Origin of the sequence: Kitasatospora sp. NPDC058046 (assembly GCF_042885595.1) — a bacterium.
Classification (GTDB): domain Bacteria; phylum Actinomycetota; class Actinomycetes; order Streptomycetales; family Streptomycetaceae; genus Kitasatospora.
In genome coordinates, this window is sequence record NZ_JBHVRS010000002.1 from 775,107 (window position 1) to 792,654 (window position 17,548).

The window sequence follows — 17,548 nt, forward strand, 5'->3', positions numbered from 1 at the left end:
GAGGAAGGTCGTTGCCATGCGCACCCGAATTCTCGTACTTGGCGGGCGCGTCGGCTGAGTGGGCTCGTACGCCCTGCTCGTGACAGACCGACGCGCCACCCCTCGCATGCCCTTGGGCACGAGGGGTTTTTTGTTGCACTGACGCTGTTCCACCTCCGCAAGACCCCTGGCCTCGACCGCCCTGGCCCGTCCGATCCGTCGGACCGAGCGGGACGATTGAGGCAGAGCCGGCGCTCGACCCGGACCGGGACCCCACCCTCGCAGCACGGGGCCCGCAGCACCGGGTCGGCAAAACCCGAGAAGAGACAGGCAGATGACCGAGCACGCCGCATCCCCCCGCCGCGGGGACAACCCGGCCGCCAACGCTCCCGCTCCCCAGCACGTCGTCGAGACCATGACCGGCGCCCAGTCGCTCATCCGCTCCCTCGAGGCCGTGGGCGCGGACACCGTCTTCGGCATCCCGGGCGGCGCCATCCTTCCCGCGTACGACCCCCTGATGGACTCCGTCAAGGTGCGCCACATCCTGGTCCGGCACGAGCAGGGCGCCGGCCACGCCGCCACCGGCTACGCCCAGGCCACCGGCCGGGTCGGGGTCTGCATGGCGACCTCGGGTCCGGGTGCGACCAACCTGGTCACCCCGATCGCCGACGCCTACATGGACTCGGTGCCCGTCGTCGCGATCACCGGCCAGGTCTCCTCCAAGGCGATCGGCACCGACGCCTTCCAGGAGGCGGACATCTGCGGCATCACGATGCCGATCACCAAGCACAACTACCTGGTCACCGACCCGGCCGAGATCCCCCGGGTGATCGCCGAGGCCTTCCACATCGCCGCCACCGGCCGCCCCGGCCCGGTCCTGGTCGACATCGCCAAGGACGCGCTCCAGGCGACCACCACCTTCCGCTGGCCGGTCGAGACCGCGCTGCCCGGCTACCGCCCGGTGACCAAGCCGCACGCCAAGCAGATCCGCGAGGCCGCGAAGATGCTGGTCGGCGCCAAGCGGCCGGTGCTGTACGTCGGCGGCGGCGTGCTCAAGGCGCGGGCCACCGCCGAGCTGCGGATCCTCGCCGAGCTGACCGGCGCCCCGGTGGTCACCACCCTGATGGCGCTCGGCGCGTTCCCGGACAGCCACCCGCAGCACCTGGGCATGCCCGGCATGCACGGCTCCGTCCCCGCCGTCACCGCGCTCCAGAAGTCCGACCTGCTGTTCACCCTCGGCGCCCGCTTCGACGACCGCGTCACCGGCAAGCTGGACGGCTTCGCCCCCAACGCCAAGGTCGTCCACGCCGACATCGACCCGGCCGAGATCGGCAAGAACCGCCCGGCGGACGTGCCGATCGTCGGCGACGCCCGCGAGGTGCTCGCCGACCTGATCGTCGCCGTCCAGGCCGAGTTCGACGCCGGCCACAAGGGCGACTACACCGAGTGGTGGGAGCGGCTCGACGAGTGGAAGAAGACCTACCCGCTCGGCTACGAGCCGGCCCCGGAGGGGCGGCTCTCGCCGCAGCAGGTCATCGAGCGGATCGGGACGCTGGTCGGCCCCGAGGCGATCTACGCCGCGGGCGTGGGCCAGCACCAGATGTGGAGCTCGCAGTTCATCCGGTTCGAGAAGCCGGGCACCTGGCTCAACTCGGGCGGCGCCGGGACGATGGGCTACGCCGTCCCCGCGGCGATGGGTGCCAAGGCCGGCCGCCCGGAGAGCGCGGTCTGGGCGATCGACGGCGACGGCTGCTTCCAGATGACCAACCAGGAACTGGTCACCTGCGCCCTGAACGACATCCCGATCAAGGTCGCGGTCATCAACAACGGCTCGCTGGGCATGGTCCGGCAGTGGCAGACGCTGTTCTACAACCAGCGCTACTCCAACACCGTGCTGCACTCCGGCCCCGGCCACGACGGCATCGAGCCGCCGGCCCAGGGCACCCGGATCCCCGACTTCGTCAAGCTGTCCGAGGCGATGGGCTGCGTGGGCCTGCGCTGCGAGCGCCCCGAGGACCTCGACGCGGTCATCCGGCAGGCGATGGAGATCAACGACCGCCCGGTCGTCATCGACTTCATCGTCCACCAGGACGCCATGGTCTGGCCGATGGTCGCGGCCGGCACCAGCAACGACGAGATCCAGTTCGCCAAGGGCGTGCGCCCCGACTTCGGCGACGACCTCGACTGATGTCCCCCTCTCCAGAACGACTGAGGAATCCCATGTCCAAGCACACCCTCTCCGTCCTGGTCGAGAACAAGCCCGGCGTGCTCGCCCGCATCGCCGCCCTGTTCTCCCGTCGGGGTTTCAACATCGACTCCCTCGCCGTCGGCTCGACCGAGCATCCGGACGTGTCCCGGATGACGATCGTGGTCAACGTCGAGGACCTCCCGCTGGAACAGGTCACCAAGCAGCTCAACAAGCTCGTGAACGTGATAAAGATCGTCGAACTCGACCAGTCCGCTGCGATCCAGCGGGAACTGGTCCTGGTGAAGGTCCGCGCCGACAACGAGACCCGGTCGCAGATCGTCGAGATCGTCCAGCTGTTCCGTGCCAAGACCGTCGACGTGTCGCCGGAAGCGGTGACCATCGAGGCCACCGGCAGCTCGGACAAGCTGGAGGCCATGCTCCGGATGCTGGAGCCTTACGGCATCAAGGAGTTGGTCCAGTCCGGCCTGGTCGCCATCGGCCGCGGCGCGCGCTCCATCACGGACCGCTCGCTGCGCGCCCTGGACCGCAGCGCGTGAACAGCGCGCCTCCGCGTCTCAATCCCTGAAGCAAAGACCCACACCACACCGCGTGCGCATACGGTGAACACCGCGTACCCGGACCCCATCACGCAAGGAGATGTGCCCCCGTGGCCGAGCTGTTCTACGAAGACGACGCCGACCTGTCCATCATCCAGGGCCGCAAGGTCGCGGTCATCGGCTACGGCAGCCAGGGCCACGCCCACGCGCTGTCGCTGCGCGACTCCGGCGCCGACGTCCGGGTCGGCCTGAAGCCGGAGTCCAAGTCCCGTGCCAAGGCGGAGGAGGCCGGCCTGCGCGTCGTCACCCCGGCCGAGGCCGCGGCCGAGGCCGACGTCATCATGATCCTGGTCCCGGACCCGATCCAGGCCGACGTCTACGAGGCCGACATCGCCCCGCACCTGAAGGCCGGCGACGCCCTGTTCTTCGGCCACGGCCTGAACATCCGCTTCGGCTTCATCAAGCCCCCGGCGGACGTCGACGTCTGCATGGTCGCCCCGAAGGGCCCGGGCCACCTGGTCCGCCGCCAGTACGAGGAGGGCCGCGGCGTCCCCGCGATCGTCGCGGTCGAGCAGGACGCCTCGGGCAAGGCCTTCGAGCTGGCGCTGTCCTACGCCAAGGGCCTGGGCGCCACCAAGGCCGGCGTCATCAAGACCACCTTCACCGAGGAGACCGAGACCGACCTGTTCGGTGAGCAGGCCGTCCTCTGCGGTGGCACCGCCGCCCTGGTGAAGGCCGGGTTCGAGACCCTGGTCGAGGCCGGCTACCAGCCGGAGATCGCCTACTTCGAGTGCCTGCACGAGCTGAAGCTCATCGTCGACCTGATGTACGAGGGCGGCCTGGAGAAGATGCGCTGGTCGGTCTCCGAGACCGCCGAGTGGGGCGACTACGTCACCGGCCCGCGGATCATCACCGCGGACACCAAGGCCGCGATGAAGCAGGTCCTCGCCGAGATCCAGGACGGCACCTTCGCCAACACCTGGATCGCCGAGTACAAGGCGGGCCTGCCCAAGTACAACGAGTACAAGAAGGCCGACGAGGACCACCTGCTGGAGACCACCGGCAAGAAGCTGCGCTCGCTGATGAGCTGGGTCAACGAGAACGCCTGACCCCTTCCGGGCCGTTTCCCCGGCCCCGAATTTGTAACGTCCTTGTACAAGTAGGCTGCTCTCGTCCGGGTGATTTCGCCGGACGGGAGCAGCCCGCTACCCAGCCCGTCGATACACTCCGAGTGCGCGTCAGGCCCACAGCGTCGTGCGTCTACCTACGCGGCATGCCACCTTCCCCCGCCCTCCACGCCACCTACGTGCCCGGGGGAACCGGACAGTTAAGGACCCACTGTCGTGAGCACTGTGACCTCCAAAAGCGCTGTCGTACTGATCGCCGAAGAGCTCTCGCCCGCCACCGTCGACGCCCTCGGCCCCGACTTCGAGATCCGCCACTGCAACGGCGCCGACCGCACCGAGCTGCTCACCGCGATCGCCGACGTCGACGCGATCCTGATCCGCTCCGCCACCAAGGTCGACGCCGAGGCGCTGGCCGCCGCCCGCAAGCTCAAGGTGGTCGCCCGGGCCGGCGTCGGCCTGGACAACGTGGACGTCGCCGCCGCCACCAAGGCCGGCGTGATGGTCGTCAACGCGCCGACCTCCAACATCGTCACCGCCGCCGAGCTCGCCTGCGGCCTGCTGATCTCCGTCGCCCGCAACATCGCGCCGGCCAACGCCGCGCTCAAGCAGGGCGAGTGGAAGCGCAACAAGTACACCGGCGTCGAGCTGAGCGAGAAGACCCTCGGCGTCGTCGGCCTCGGCCGGATCGGTGTCCTGGTCGCCCAGCGGATGTCCGCGTTCGGCATGAAGATCGTCGCGTACGACCCCTACATCCAGGCCGCCCGCGCCGCGCAGATGGGCGTCAAGCTGGTCACGCTGGAGGAGCTGCTGGAGGTGTCGGACTTCATCACCGTCCACCTCCCCAAGACCCCGGAGACCATCGGCCTGATCGGCGACGAGGCGCTGCACAAGGTCAAGCCGACCGTCCGCATCGTGAACGCCGCCCGCGGCGGCATCGTGGACGAGGAGGCGCTGGCGAGCGCGCTGCGCGAGGGCCGGGTGGCCGGCGCCGGCCTGGACGTGTACGCCAAGGAGCCGTGCACCGACTCCCCGCTGTTCGCCTTCGACAACGTGGTCGCCACCCCGCACCTGGGCGCCTCCACCGACGAGGCGCAGGAGAAGGCCGGCATCGCGGTCGCCCGCTCGGTGCGCCTCGCGCTGGCCGGCGAGCTGGTGCCGGACGCGGTGAACGTCCAGGGCGGCGTGATCGCCGAGGACGTCCGCCCGGGCCTGCCGCTGGCCGAGAAGCTCGGCCGGATCTTCACCGCGCTGGCCGGCGAGGTGGCCGTCCGCCTCGACGTCGAGGTCCGCGGCGAGATCACCCAGCACGACGTGAAGGTGCTCGAACTGTCCGCGCTGAAGGGCGTGTTCGAGGACGTGGTGGCGGAGACGGTGTCCTACGTCAACGCCCCGCTGTTCGCCCAGGAGCGCGGCGTCGAGGTCCGTCTGACCACCTCCAGCGAGAGCCTCGAGCACCGCAACGTGATCACCGTCCGCGGCACGCTCGGGAACGGCGAGGAGATCGCCATCTCCGGCACGCTGGCCGGCCCCAAGCAGATCCAGAAGATCGTCGGCGTGGACGCCTTCGACGTGGACGTGGCGCTCACCGACCACATGGCCTTCTTCAAGTACGAGGACCGCCCCGGCGTGGTCGGCGTGCTCGGCCGCCACCTCGGCGACGCGGGCATCAACATCGCCGGCATGCAGGTCGCCCGCGACGGCGGCAGCGCGCTGGCCTCCATCACCGTGGACACCGAGATCCCGCAGGAGGTGCTCTCGGCGATCGCCGCCGAGATCGGCGCCCGCTTCGCGCGCTCGGTCGACCTGGGCTGATCCTCCGGCCCCAGGGCCGTCCCGGCAGGGCCCGGACCACCGTTCGACGGTGGTCCGGGCCCTGCTGCGTTCTCCCGGGTGAGACCCGTCTCAGATACTAGGAAATCCAAGTATTCGTGCAGACACGGCCGGGGCGTGGTCGTACCGTGGAAGGGCCGTACGGTGTGCCGCCCCTGTAGCCAGGGCGCGCGGCCCGTGTACGCGTGCGCCTTCACGAGCAGGCGATCCCTGCTCCCGCGCTCCCTTTCCCCTCTTCGCGCTCGCCTTCCGCAGCGCCGCTTCCAAGGAGCCCGGTATGTCGCCGACCGCCGACCGTCACGCCACGTCCGCCCCCGCCGCCGCCCCCGTCCGCGCCCCGCGCCGCCGCCGGGCCGTCGAGCGGAACCCCTTCGCGGCCGCCGCCCTCCAGCGTGCGCTGGACCGCCGGGACAACGGCGGCGCGACCGGCCACCACTGAGCGGCCGGCGCCGCCGGGCCGGGTCGCCCGGCGGTGGCGTTCATCCGTCGAATGGGCTGTACGGGTGCGCCGGATGTCACCCAGTAGAGTGCAACCCCGGTCCGTCCGAGGGAAGTTGCTCGTCCCCGTCGGCGCGATCATCCTAATTTGGGGCCCTCGGAGGGGTGATCGACGTTCGCGTGGGCGAGCGTCAGCGACACGGTGTGCGGATCAGTCCCCCTGCCGGGGGAGAGGGCCCAGTGCGTCTGCCACCCGTCCGCCGACCCGCCGCCCGGATCGGCCTCACCCTGGCCCTGCTGGCCGGAAGCGCCGTCCTCGCCGCCACCCCGGCGGCCGGCGGCCCACCGTCCGCGGGGCCGCCGTCCGCCGGACCGCCGGGGCCGGGCCGAACGGCCTCCGTCCTGCTCGAACTCACCACCGAGGCGGCCGGCTCCGCCTGGCGGCGCGCCGCCGACGGGGCCCGGCGCGCCCAGCGCCCCCCGGAGGCCGTCCGCCGGGAGGCCGCGCGGGCCGGCGCCGCCCAGCGGGCCCGGGCCGGGGACGCGCTCGACCGGCTCGCCGGCGCCGTCCACCGGGCGGCACCCGCCGCCCGCGAGCTCTACCGCACCCGCACCGTGCTCGCCGGCCTCGCGGTCAGCGCGCCCGCCGACCGGCTGCCCGCGCTGCGGGCGCTGCCGGGCGTCCGGGCCGTCCACCCGATCGTCGCCAAACGGCGCGACAACGCCCACTCCGTCCCGCTGACCGGCGCCCCGCAGGTCTGGGCCGGCGACCAGGCGGCCGGCACCGGCCGGGGCACCCGGATCGGGATCATCGACAGCGGCATCGACTACACCCACGCCGACTTCGGCGGCCCCGGCACCGAGGAGGCGTTCCGCTCGGTCGAGCGCGGCAGGCCCGCGCCGCCCGCGCTGTTCCCCAACGCCAAGGTGGTCGGCGGCAAGGACCTGGTCGGCGACGACTACGACCCCGACCCGGCCTCCCCGCACTACCAGCCGGTGCCGCACCCCGGCGACAACCCGATCGACTGCGTGCGCAACGGGCACGGCACCCACGTGGCCGGCACCGCGGCCGGGTACGGCGTCACCGCGGACGGCCACCCGTACACCGGTCCGTACGGGCCCGGGCTGGACCCGGTCGGCTTCCGGATCGGCCCCGGCACCGCCCCGGGCGCGCAGCTGTACGCGATCCGGGTGTTCGGCTGCGACGGCTCCACCGACCGGGTCACCGAGGCGCTCGACCTGGCCGCCGACCCGAACGGCGACGGCGACCTGAGCGACCGGCTGGACGTCGTCAACCTCTCGCTCGGCAGCCACTTCGGCAGCACCGACGACACCGACGCCCTGGCCGCCGACCGGCTCGCCGAGCTCGGCACCGTCGTGATCGCGGCGGCGGGCAACGACGGCGACGTGTACGGCATCGGCGGCAGCCCCGGCACCGCCGCCCGGGCGATCACCGTCGCCGCCTCGGTGCACGGCCACGCCGACGTGGACGGCATCACCGTGCTCGCCCCCGCCGCCCAGGCCGGGGTCGTCCCGGGGCACTGGAGCGAGCGCTACCAGGGCTGGTCCACCGCCGACGTCAGCGGCGAACTCGCCCTGCCCGCCGACCAGTCGGACGGCTGCACCGAGTTCGGCGAGGCCGACCGGCAGCGGCTGAAGGGGCGGATCGCGCTGCTCACCTGGCACACCCGGGAAGCCGACCGGGCCTGCAACTCCGGCCCGCGCGCCGACCACGCCGCCGACGCGGGCGCGATCGGCGCCCTGTACGCCGCCGACTCCGACCACCTCGCCGAGATCTCCGGCGACGACCGGATCCCGGCCGTGCTGCTGGGGCGCGCCGACGGCGAGCGGCTGCGGCAGGCCGCGGCCGCCGGGCCGGTGACGGTCCGGCTCGCCGCGCCCGGCAACCCGCTGCACGGCTCCGTCGCCCAGGACCAGCCGGCCCGGATCGACACCATGACCGACTTCAGCTCGCGCGGCATCGGCGTGCCGGGCGTGGTCAAGCCCGACCTGGCGGCCCCCGGCGAGGGCATCTGGTCCAGCCTGGTCGGCAGCGGTACCGGCGGCCAGCGCGAGAGCGGCACCTCGATGGCCGCCCCGCACGTGGCCGGGCTCGCCGCGCTGGTCCGCGCCGCGCACCCGGACTGGCCGGTCGAGCAGGTCAAGGCCGCGCTGATGAACACCACCGAGGACACCTTCCTCGGCGACGAGCACAGCGGGCCGGTCTACGGGCCCGAGCGCACCGGGGCCGGGAGGGTCCGGGTGGACCGGGCGGTCCGCACGCCCGCCGTCGCCTACGCGGCGGGGGAGGGCGCCGTGGAGGGCGGGGTCGGGGTCTCCTTCGGGCCGGTCGAGGTCGGCGGGCCGACGGCGGTGACCCGGGAGATCGAGGTGCGCAACACCTCGAACGCGCCACTGGCGTACCGCACCTCGTACGCGGCCGCTACCCTGCTGCCGGGCGCCTCCTACCAGGTGGCACCGGCCCGGGTGGACGTCCCGGCGGGCGGCACCGCGCGGGTACGGGTCACCCTGGCCGTGCCGGGGGAGCTGGGGCGCGCCCCCGACCCGACCATCGACACCGTGCAGGGCGGCCGGGCCCGCAGCTACCGGGGCGAGCTCTCCGGCCGGGTGCTGCTCACCCCGGTCGGTGGCGACGCGCTCCCGCAGCTGCGGATCCCGGTGCTGGCCGCCCCGCGCCCGACCGGCGACCTCACGGCGGCGGCCACCGTCCGCACCGCCCGGGACGGCACCCTGGTCACCCTCGGCGGCCGCGCCGCCCCCGGCGAACAGCCCGGGCTGGTCAGCGCCCTCGCCCTCGGCGGCGAGGGCGAGCGCTGGCCCGACTGCCCGCCCGGCGGCAGCGGCACGGCGATCGCGCCCGGCGCGGGCCTGCGGCCGAAGGACACCGGGAAGGAGCCGGACCCGGCGGAGGAGGTCTGCGTCGAGCACCCCGGCGAGCGGGCCGCCGGCCTGCGCGCGGCCGGCGCCGCCGTCGACTCCGAACTGCTGTACGTGGGCGCGCAGTTGTGGGCGCCCGCGGCCACCCCGGTGGGGCTGTACGGGGTGCGGGTGGCGCTGGACACCGACGGGGACGGCAGCACCGACGTCATCCTCAAGGCCGACCGGCTGCGCGGTAGCGACGTCCTGGTCTCCCGCGCCCTGGACGCCCGCACCGGGGCCGAACTGGACGTCCAGCCGCTCAACGCCCACTGGGGCGACACCGACACCGGGCTGCTGGACAGCGACGTCCTGGTGCTGCCCGTCCGGCTGAGCGCCCTGCCAGGCGTCGCGCCCGGGCACAGCACCGTCCGCTACGGCGTCTGGACCGGCTACGCCGGGGGCGGGACGCCGGACGTGGCCGAGGCGCTCTCCACCATCGGGCTGAGCGGCACCGGCCCGTCCGTCCCGCTGGACGTCCTGCGGCCGGCGCTCACCGCGCGGGCCGGCCTCACCGGGCCGGCCGCCGTACTGGCCCCGGCGGGCCCGGGCGCCGTCCTCGCCGTACGGCGGGCGGCGGGCGACACCTCGCGGCTCCTGCTGCTGTACCACCGCAACCCGGCCGAGCGGCGGGCCCAGGTGCTCGACCTGCCCTGACCGTTGGGCGGAAGGGGCGGCCCACCGGGACTCCGGCGGGCCGCCCCGTCATGTGCCGGCTTGTGGGCCGGTTTCCGTGCCGGCTTGTGCGTCGGCGCCCAGGGCCGCCCGGCGGCGGTCACGGCGCGGGACGCGGGTGGGGCGCCGGGAGAGCCGGGCGAAGACCGCCACCAGGGCGAGGACGGCGGCGGTGGCGGAGGTGACGATGAGCCCCTCGGTGAGGCCGGGCGGGCGGAAGGCGCAGGCGACGCGGGAGGCGCCGTCGCCCAGCGGGACGCCGATCATGCCGAGCACCGGGACGGGGGCGAGACGTCGGCCGCCGTCCACCGCGCAGGTCCAGCCCTCGGCGGCCGGCACGGAGAGCAGCGCGGTGCCGGTGGAACCCGCCGGGAGGGTCGCGGTGAGGGTGTGCCCGCCCGCCTCGACCCGGGTGGCGCCGGTCGCGGTGAGCCGGGCGACGGCGGCCTCCAGCGCACCGGCCCGCAGGCAGCCGATCGGGCGGGCGGGCACCTGGCTCACCACGTCCGACCGCAGCGTCACCCGGACCACCCCGTCCGCCGGGACGGTCCCCAGCCGGTGGATCGGCACGGCGGTGGTGGGCTGCTCGCCGTCGCTGCGGTAGTCGGTGCCCAGGCCGCTGACCGTGCCCCGGTACCAGACCCCGTGGAAGTAGGCCGTCCCGCCCGGCGTGCAGGCGGCCGTGAACACCGTGCCCTCCCCGCCGGCCGGCACCGACCAGCCGCTGGTGCCGTGCAGGGCCGGCGCCGGCCCGCCCGCCGGGACGGGCAGCGGGGCGTCGTACACCTGGCTGCCGAGCAGCGACTCCTGCCGGGACCAGACCGAGGAGGTCTCCGTCCGGGAGCCCGGAGGCAGCACGGTGACCAGCGGCGGCGCGGCGGCCCGCACCGGGGTGAAGCCGGGCGGCGGGGCGTCGTCGAGGTGGGTGCGGACGCCGAACAGCGCCTGCCCGACCGGGTCGGTGACGCTCGCGGTCTGCCGTCCGCCGGCCGTCCAGCCCGCGCCGAGGTCGTGCAGCAGCAGGGCGGTGACGGTCGGCAGGTAGCTGCTGAAGTAGCCGCCGCCCTGGCCGTTCAGCAGCAGCGGGTCGTTGGGGGTGAAGGCGTGCGGGCCGGGGTCGCTGCGGCCGCGCGGCCAGTCGGCGCCCGCCCGGACGGCCGCGTGCCCGGCCCGGACGGCCGCCGGGGAGACCCCGGAGGAAGGGACCGCGCCGAGCGCCGCGTACCCGGACCAGACGGCGTTGCCCAGCACCGCCCCGCCGATCACCCAGGTGGCGAGGGCGGTCGCCCGCCGGTCGGCGGGCCGGCGGTCCAGCAGCCACAGCGCGGCCGACAGGACGGCGCCGCCGACGGCCAGCAGCACCCAGGTGGCCGGGCGCACCGCGGGCCGGCCCGCCGCCAGGCCGGCGATCACCGCCACCACGGCGGCGCCGCCCAGCACGGTGAGCCGGTCCGGGCGGTGCGCCAGCGAGACCCAGCCCGCCAGCACCAGCAGCCCGCTGAGCACGAAGGCCACCCGGTACGGCCCGCCGGCCGGGATCGCCAGGCCGTGCCAGACCAGCACCGTCGGGGTCCAGAGGAAGCCGACCGCCACCAGCACCAGCGCCGCGCACCACAGGGCCCGCTCCCGAGCCCGCACCCGCCGGTTGAACGGCAACCCGCACACCACCAGCAGCCCGAACACGCCGATCGCCACGTCCGGCAGCTGCTGCCCGCCATGGGCCGCGGGCAGCAGCCGGGAGAGGTGGGCGGCGACACCGGACGGGCCCAGCGGCTCGACCGGGGACTCCGGCTGGGCCCGGCCGGTGGCCAGCACCGCGACGAACAGCACGGGGGAGGCGAGCAGCACCCCGGCGGTGGCCGTGGTGACGGCCCGGCCGGTGGCCCGGACCCGGTGGCGCAACGGGAGCGGGGCCGCGAACAGCCGGACGGCGAACAGCAGTCCGGCCGCCAGGGTGGCCAGCGCGGCGGTGTACAGGTTGCCCGTCCAGGCGAGCGCGACGCACAGCGCGCCGGCCACCCAGTGCCGTTCGCGCAGGCACCAGTCGGCGGCCAGACCGAGCAGGGGCAGCGAGACCAGGCCCCAGAGCCACATCGGGGCGGCCCCGCCGACGTCCAGCACCCAGGCGCACAGCCCGTACCCGACGGCGGCGAACACCCGCAGCCACCGGGGGCCGGGGTGCAGCCGGCCGAGCAGCCGGGCCATCAGGGCGGTGCCCAGGCCGATGGTGGCCAGGGTGACCAGGAGGACGGCGAGCCGGCCCTGGTCGCGGGGGAGGAGCGCGGTGGGCCAGGAGAAGGGGTTCATCAGGTAGGCGAAGAAGTCCGCCAGGAACGGGGCCCCGTAGCCGCTGTTCCAGTTGAACAGCAGGTCCCCGGCGGCCTGCCCGTGCAGCAGGTCCCACAGGTGGGCGTGGTACGGCACGGCGACCGCCTCCGCCCCGGCCGGCCACCGCCCGCGCACCGCCGCCGCCAGGCCGTACCCGCCCATCGCCAGCCCCGCCGCACCCGCGCAGACCAGCACCTCCCGCCGCCGCTCGCCCATCCGCACCCCGTTCCACACGCCTCGCCGGACCCCGCCACCCTAAGCACGCCCCGAGCGCCCCCCGCGTCGCACGCGCTCCCTTGAAGGAGTGGAGTCCTAAGCGGCTCCGCCGAGTAGCCTGAGAGGGCCGCCAGGATGCCTGTATGGGAGGAACCATGAGCATCGCGCCGTACCCCGACTGGATTCGGCCTCCTGCTGGTGGCTACACCGCAGAGGACCTCGACCGGCTGCCTGATCTCCCGCCGCACACCGAACTGCTCGACGGGAGCCTGATCTTCGTGAGTCCGCAGACCGCGTTCCACATGCGCACCCTCCGTAGGCTGGAACGTGCCCTGGAAGCCGCGGTGCCGGAGGGGTGGGACGTCTGGCGGGAGATGACGGTCAAGTTGGACCGGCGCAACCGGCCGGAGCCGGATCTCCTCATCGTCGACGAGCGAGGGGTCACCGGTCCGAAGCAGACCTCCTGTGAGGCGGGGGACGTACTGCTCGCGGTCGAGGTCGTCTCCGAGGAGTCCGAGGAACGAGACCGGGACACCAAGCCTCGGAAGTACGCGGCTGCGGGGATCAAGCATTTCTGGCGGGTGGAGAGCGACGACGACGGAAAGCCGGTCGTCTACGTCTACGAACTCGACCCCGCCACACACGGCTATGCGGTCGCCGGGATCTACCACAAGCAGTTGAAGGTCGAGCGGCCGTTCCCGGTGGAGATCGACCTGACCTGACCGTCCGCATGGTGGACGGCAGGTGTCAGTACCTGGGACGGCGGAGTAGGGTCCGAGCATGTCTCGCACCATTCGTCTCGCAGTAGTCCCCGGTGACGGCATCGGCCAGGAAGTGGTGGCCGAAGGCCTCAAGGTCCTGGGTGCCGCGCTTCCCGCCGACGTGAAGCTGGAGACCACCGAGTACGACCTCGGGGCCCGGCGCTACCACCGGACCGGGGAGACGCTGCCGGACGACGTCCTGGCCGAGCTGAAGTCGCACGACGCGATCCTGCTGGGCGCCATCGGCGACCCGAGCGTGCCGTCGGGCGTGCTGGAGCGGGGGCTGCTGCTCAAGCTGCGGTTCGCCTTCGACCACCACATCAACCTGCGTCCGGGCCGGCTCTTCCCCGGGGTGTCGTCCCCGCTGGCCGGCCAGCCGGAGATCGACTTCGTGGTCGTCCGCGAGGGCACCGAGGGCCCGTACGTCGGCAACGGCGGCACGCTGCGCACCGGGACGCCGCAGGAGGTGGCCACCGAGGTCAGCCTGAACACCGCGTACGGCATCGAGCGCGTGGTGCGCGACGCCTACCGCCGGGCGCAGGCGCGGCCGCGCAAGAAGCTCACCCTGGTGCACAAGAACAACGTGCTGGTGCACGCCGGGCACCTGTGGACGCGGATCTTCGCCGAGGTCGGCCGGGAGTTCCCCGAGGTCACCACCGACTACCTGCACGTCGATGCGGCGACCATCTTCTTCGTCACCCAGCCGGAGCGGTTCGACGTCATCGTCACCGACAACCTGTTCGGCGACATCCTGACCGACCTGGCCGCCGCCGTCACGGGCGGGATCGGCCTGGCCGCGAGCGGCAACATCAACCCGAGCGGCGAGTTCCCGTCCATGTTCGAGCCGGTGCACGGCTCGGCGCCGGACATCGCCGGCCAGGGCAAGGCCGACCCGACCGCCACCGTGCTGTCGGTCGCGATGCTGCTGGAGCACCTCGGCTTCGCCGCCGAGGCCGCCACGGTCGAGGCCGCCGTCGCGGCGGACCTGGCCGAGCGCTCGGGCACCCGTGGCACCTCCCAGGTCGGCGACGCGCTCGTCGCCCGAGTAGCCGGCTGACCGGCCGGATCCGAACACACGGTTCCGGCTGACGGGGCCGGACCGCACATCACCGCAGCTTGCAGCTGTTCGGCACGGCCCTCTGGATGCGAGTATCGACAGTGGGCCGTGCCGTTGTGCGTCCATTCCGGTGAAGTTTGCCGAAACGTATCTGCGGCGGTGGCGGCCCGGACCAACCCCACGGTGAAGGAAACAGCCATGAGCACGGCCACCCAGGCGCCCATCACGTTCGACCTCAAGCCCTCCGCCCACCCGCTGCCCGCAGCGGAGCGCGAGGCCCGGCTGGCCAACCCCGGGTTCGGCCGGGTCTTCACCGACCACATGGTCACCATCCGCTGGACCGAGGGCGTGGGCTGGCACGACGCCCAGCTGGTGCCGTACGCGCCGCTGGAGATCGACCCGGCGAACATGACCCTCCACTACGGCCAGGCGATCTTCGAGGGCCTGAAGGCCTACCGCCAGGCCGACGGCTCCATCGCCACCTTCCGCCCGGAGGCCAACGCCGCCCGCTTCCAGGCCTCGGCCCGCCGCCTGGCGATGCCGGAGCTGCCGGTGGAGGCCTTCGTCGAGGCCGTCGAGCTGCTGGTCCGCCAGGAGCGGGACTGGGTGCCGAACGAGCCGGAGCAGAGCCTCTACCTGCGCCCGTTCATGTTCGCCACCGAGGTCGGCCTGGGCGTCCGCCCGGCGAACTCCTACCTCTTCATGATCATCGCCTCGCCGGCCGGCGCCTACTTCCAGGGCGGCATCAAGCCGGTCTCGGTCTGGCTGTCCAAGGAGTACGTCCGGGCCGCCCCCGGCGGCACCGGCGCCGCCAAGTGCGCGGGCAACTACGCGGCCTCGCTGGTCGCCCAGGCCCAGGCCGCCGAGAAGGGCTGCGACCAGGTGGTCTGGCTCGACGCCGCCGAGCACCGGTGGGTCGAGGAGATGGGCGGCATGAACCTGTACTTCGTCTTCGGCGAGGGCGAGGACGCCAGGATCGTCACCCCGGAGCTGTCCGGCGCCCTGCTGCCCGGCATCACCCGCGACTCGCTGCTCCAGCTGGCCTCGGACCTCGGCTACGCCGTCGAGGAGCGCCGGATCTCCACCGACGAGTGGCAGCAGGCCAACGCCGACGGCACCCTCACCGAGGTCTTCGCCTGCGGCACCGCCGCCGTCATCACCCCGGTCGGCTCGGTGAAGTCCGCCGCCGCCGACTGGACCGTCGGCGCCGGCGAGCCCGGCCCGGTCACCATGGAGCTCCGCAAGGCGCTGCTGTCCATCCAGGGCGGCCAGACCCCGGACACCCACCACTGGCTGCACCGGATCGTCTGATCCCGCACCCCGGCCGGCCTGCCCCGTTTCGCATCCCGAGACGGGCGGGCCGGATCGCGGAAGCTGTGCCAGACTGCCAGCGTGTCCTCGCTTTCGCTGATTATTAGCAGCAGGCGCGCCGGTCCGCAGTGACCGCTTCCGCTGGACCCGATGCGGAGCGACCACTAGCGTCCAGACCCGCGCGCAGACCTCTCGCACCCGCGAGGGGTCTTTTTGTTTCTCCCGGACCGGCCGACGGCCCCCACAAGGGGCCCGGGGACACCGGGACCGCGCGCGGGACCATGGACAGTGGAGCCGGGACGAGAACGTCCGGCAGAGCAGTACCCAACCTCCCCGAAACGGAGAACCAGGGGTCATGACCGAGGTCACCCGTACCGACGACAGTTTCCACGTGTTCGACACCACGCTGCGCGACGGAGCGCAGCGCGAGGGCATCAACCTGACGGTGGCGGACAAGCTGGCCATCGCCAGGCACCTGGACGAGTTCGGGGTCGGTTTCATCGAGGGCGGCTGGCCCGGGGCGAACCCGCGCGACACCGAGTTCTTCGCCCGGGCCGCCGTCGAGCTGGAGCTGGAGCACGCCCGGCTGGTCGCCTTCGGCGCCACCCGCCGGGCCGGCGGCAAGGCGTCCGAGGACCCGCAGCTGGCCGCGCTGGTCACCTCCGGCGCCCCGGTGATCACCCTGGTGGCCAAGGCGCACGACCGGCACGTGGAGCTCGCGCTGCGCACCACCCTGGACGAGAACCTGGAGATGGTCCGGGACAGCGTCGAGTTCCTGCGCTCGCGGGGCCGGCGGGTGTTCATCGACTGCGAGCACTTCTTCGACGGCTACCGGGCGAACCCCGAGTACGCCGTGTCGGTGGTCCGCACCGCGCACGAGGCCGGCGCGGACGTGGTGGTGCTCTGCGACACCAACGGCGGGATGCTGCCGGGCGGCGTCCGGGAGATCGTCGCCGACGTGCTGGCCAGGACGGGGGCCCGGCTCGGCATCCACGCCCAGGACGACACCGGCTGCGCGGTGGCCAACACCCTGGCCGCGGTGGACGCCGGCGCGACCCACGTGCAGTGCACCGCCAACGGCTACGGCGAGCGGGTCGGCAACGCCAACCTGTTCCCGGTGGTCGGCGCGCTGGAGATCAAGTACGACCGCCGGGTGCTGCCCGCGGGCCGGCTGGCCGAGATGACCCGGATCTCGCACGCGATCGCCGAGCTGGTCAACCTGACCCCCTCCACCCACCAGCCGTACGTGGGCTTCTCGGCGTTCGCCCACAAGGCGGGCCTGCACGCCTCCGCGATCAAGGTCGACCCGGACCTGTACCAGCACATCGACCCCGAGCGGGTCGGCAACACCATGCGGATGCTGGTCTCCGACATGGCCGGGCGGGCCTCCGTCGAGCTCAAGGGCAAGGAGCTCGGATACGACCTCTCCAGCGACCGGGACCTGGCCGGCCGGGTGGTGGCCAAGGTGAAGGAGCAGGAGAACCTCGGCTACACCTACGAGTCCGCCGACGCCTCCTTCGAGCTGCTGCTGCGCGACGAGGTGCGCGGCAGCCGGGACCGCTTCTACACCCTGGAGTCCTGGCGGACCATCAGCGAGCAGGGCCCGAAGGGCTTCACGGGCAACGAGGCGACCGTCAAGCTGTGGGCCAAGGGCGAGCGCCGGATCGCCACCGGCGAGGGCAACGGCCCGGTCAACGCGCTGGACCAGGCGCTGCGCGCGGCCCTGGAGGGCATCTACCCGCCGCTGGCCACCTTCGAGCTGGTGGACTACAAGGTCCGCATCCTGGAGGGTCAGCACGGCACCGGTTCCAAGACCCGGGTGCTGATCGAGTCCACCGACGGCTCCGTCACCTGGTCGACGGTGGGCGTGGCCGACAACGTGGTCGCCGCCTCCTGGCTGGCGCTGGAGGACGCGTACACCTACGGCCTGATCCGGGCCGGCCTGGAGCCGACCGAGTAGCCGGCCCGGGCCGGTCGGTGCCCGACATGCCTGTGGCCCGCGGGACTTCGCACGAAGTCCCGCGGGCCACGGTCGTGCGCGATCACCGAAGCCGGGCGAGCAGGGCGTGTTCGACGAGGGTGATGAGGGCGCTCTTGGCGCTGTCGCGGCGGCGGGCGTCGAGGGTGATGACGGGGGTGTCGGC

Annotated in this window: 11 protein-coding genes and 1 pseudogene; 10 read left to right on the forward strand and 2 right to left on the reverse strand. The window is 73.4% G+C overall.

Annotation, left to right across the window (positions count from 1 at the left end; all coding sequences use genetic code 11):
* Positions 1-313 precede the first annotated feature (313 nt).
* The 6 genes from ACFVU7_RS07755 to ACFVU7_RS07780 all read left to right on the forward strand — a co-directional run bounded on the left by ACFVU7_RS07755 (position 314) and on the right by ACFVU7_RS07780 (position 9,713).
* The gene (locus ACFVU7_RS07755) at positions 314-2,167 is read left to right on the forward strand and encodes an acetolactate synthase large subunit (RefSeq protein WP_049657944.1); all 1,854 of its coding nucleotides are present in this window, start codon (positions 314-316) and stop codon (positions 2,165-2,167) included.
* 32 nt (positions 2,168-2,199) lie between these two features.
* Positions 2,200-2,724 carry an acetolactate synthase small subunit gene (gene ilvN / locus ACFVU7_RS07760; protein ID WP_049657946.1) on the forward strand — a complete coding sequence of 175 codons (525 nt, stop codon included), beginning with the start codon at positions 2,200-2,202 and terminating at the stop codon, positions 2,722-2,724.
* Positions 2,725-2,834: 110 nt separating this feature from the next.
* Positions 2,835-3,833 (forward strand): ketol-acid reductoisomerase, encoded by a 999-nt coding sequence (gene ilvC / locus ACFVU7_RS07765; RefSeq protein ID WP_049657948.1) that lies wholly within the window; start codon positions 2,835-2,837, stop codon positions 3,831-3,833.
* Between the two features lie 243 nt (positions 3,834-4,076).
* On the forward strand, positions 4,077-5,663 hold the full coding sequence (gene serA, locus ACFVU7_RS07770; protein WP_388044639.1) for a phosphoglycerate dehydrogenase: 1,587 nt from the start codon (positions 4,077-4,079) through the stop codon (positions 5,661-5,663).
* Positions 5,664-5,958: 295 nt separating this feature from the next.
* Complete coding sequence (locus ACFVU7_RS07775) at positions 5,959-6,120, forward strand: hypothetical protein (protein WP_181970683.1); 162 nt, start codon at positions 5,959-5,961, stop codon at positions 6,118-6,120.
* Between the two features lie 239 nt (positions 6,121-6,359).
* Complete coding sequence (locus tag ACFVU7_RS07780; protein ID WP_388044628.1) at positions 6,360-9,713, forward strand: S8 family serine peptidase; 3,354 nt, start codon at positions 6,360-6,362, stop codon at positions 9,711-9,713.
* Between the two features lie 48 nt (positions 9,714-9,761).
* Here ACFVU7_RS07780 and ACFVU7_RS07785 read toward each other — a convergent pair whose 3' ends face one another.
* Entirely contained in the window at positions 9,762-12,275 is a 2,514-nt protein-coding gene (locus ACFVU7_RS07785) for a YfhO family protein (protein ID WP_388044629.1), read from the reverse strand.
* A gap of 155 nt (positions 12,276-12,430) precedes the next feature.
* On the opposite strand from ACFVU7_RS07785, the gene ACFVU7_RS07790 reads away from it, so the two are divergent.
* The 4 genes from ACFVU7_RS07790 (at position 12,431) to cimA (ending at position 17,364) form a co-directional block, all read left to right on the forward strand.
* Positions 12,431-12,997, forward strand: coding sequence for a Uma2 family endonuclease (locus tag ACFVU7_RS07790; protein ID WP_380744947.1), 567 nt, complete (start codon positions 12,431-12,433; stop codon positions 12,995-12,997).
* A 58-nt stretch (positions 12,998-13,055) separates the two neighbouring features.
* Positions 13,056-14,093 (forward strand): 3-isopropylmalate dehydrogenase, encoded by a 1,038-nt coding sequence (locus ACFVU7_RS07795; protein ID WP_388044630.1) that lies wholly within the window; start codon positions 13,056-13,058, stop codon positions 14,091-14,093.
* Positions 14,094-14,291: 198 nt separating this feature from the next.
* On the forward strand, positions 14,292-15,404 hold the full coding sequence (locus ACFVU7_RS07800; RefSeq protein ID WP_388044631.1) for a branched-chain amino acid aminotransferase: 1,113 nt from the start codon (positions 14,292-14,294) through the stop codon (positions 15,402-15,404).
* Between the two features lie 355 nt (positions 15,405-15,759).
* Complete coding sequence (cimA, locus tag ACFVU7_RS07805) at positions 15,760-17,364, forward strand: citramalate synthase (RefSeq protein ID WP_049656396.1); 1,605 nt, start codon at positions 15,760-15,762, stop codon at positions 17,362-17,364.
* 82 nt (positions 17,365-17,446) lie between these two features.
* On the opposite strand, the pseudogene ACFVU7_RS07810 reads toward cimA, so the two are convergent.
* Positions 17,447-17,548: pseudogene (locus tag ACFVU7_RS07810) on the reverse strand (ATP-binding protein); the annotation flags it as partial.

Coding starts and splice junctions, on each gene's coding strand:
- ACFVU7_RS07795 (WP_388044630.1), top strand. CDS start 13,056: ATGTCTCGCACCATTCGTCTCGCAGTAGTCCCCGGTGACGGCATCGGC.
- ACFVU7_RS07755 (WP_049657944.1), top strand. CDS start 314: ATGACCGAGCACGCCGCATCCCCCCGCCGCGGGGACAACCCGGCCGCC.
- ACFVU7_RS07785 (WP_388044629.1), bottom strand. CDS start 12,275: ATGGGCGAGCGGCGGCGGGAGGTGCTGGTCTGCGCGGGTGCGGCGGGG.
- ilvN (WP_049657946.1), top strand. CDS start 2,200: ATGTCCAAGCACACCCTCTCCGTCCTGGTCGAGAACAAGCCCGGCGTG.
- ACFVU7_RS07800 (WP_388044631.1), top strand. CDS start 14,292: ATGAGCACGGCCACCCAGGCGCCCATCACGTTCGACCTCAAGCCCTCC.
- cimA (WP_049656396.1), top strand. CDS start 15,760: ATGACCGAGGTCACCCGTACCGACGACAGTTTCCACGTGTTCGACACC.
- ACFVU7_RS07790 (WP_380744947.1), top strand. CDS start 12,431: ATGAGCATCGCGCCGTACCCCGACTGGATTCGGCCTCCTGCTGGTGGC.
- ACFVU7_RS07775 (WP_181970683.1), top strand. CDS start 5,959: ATGTCGCCGACCGCCGACCGTCACGCCACGTCCGCCCCCGCCGCCGCC.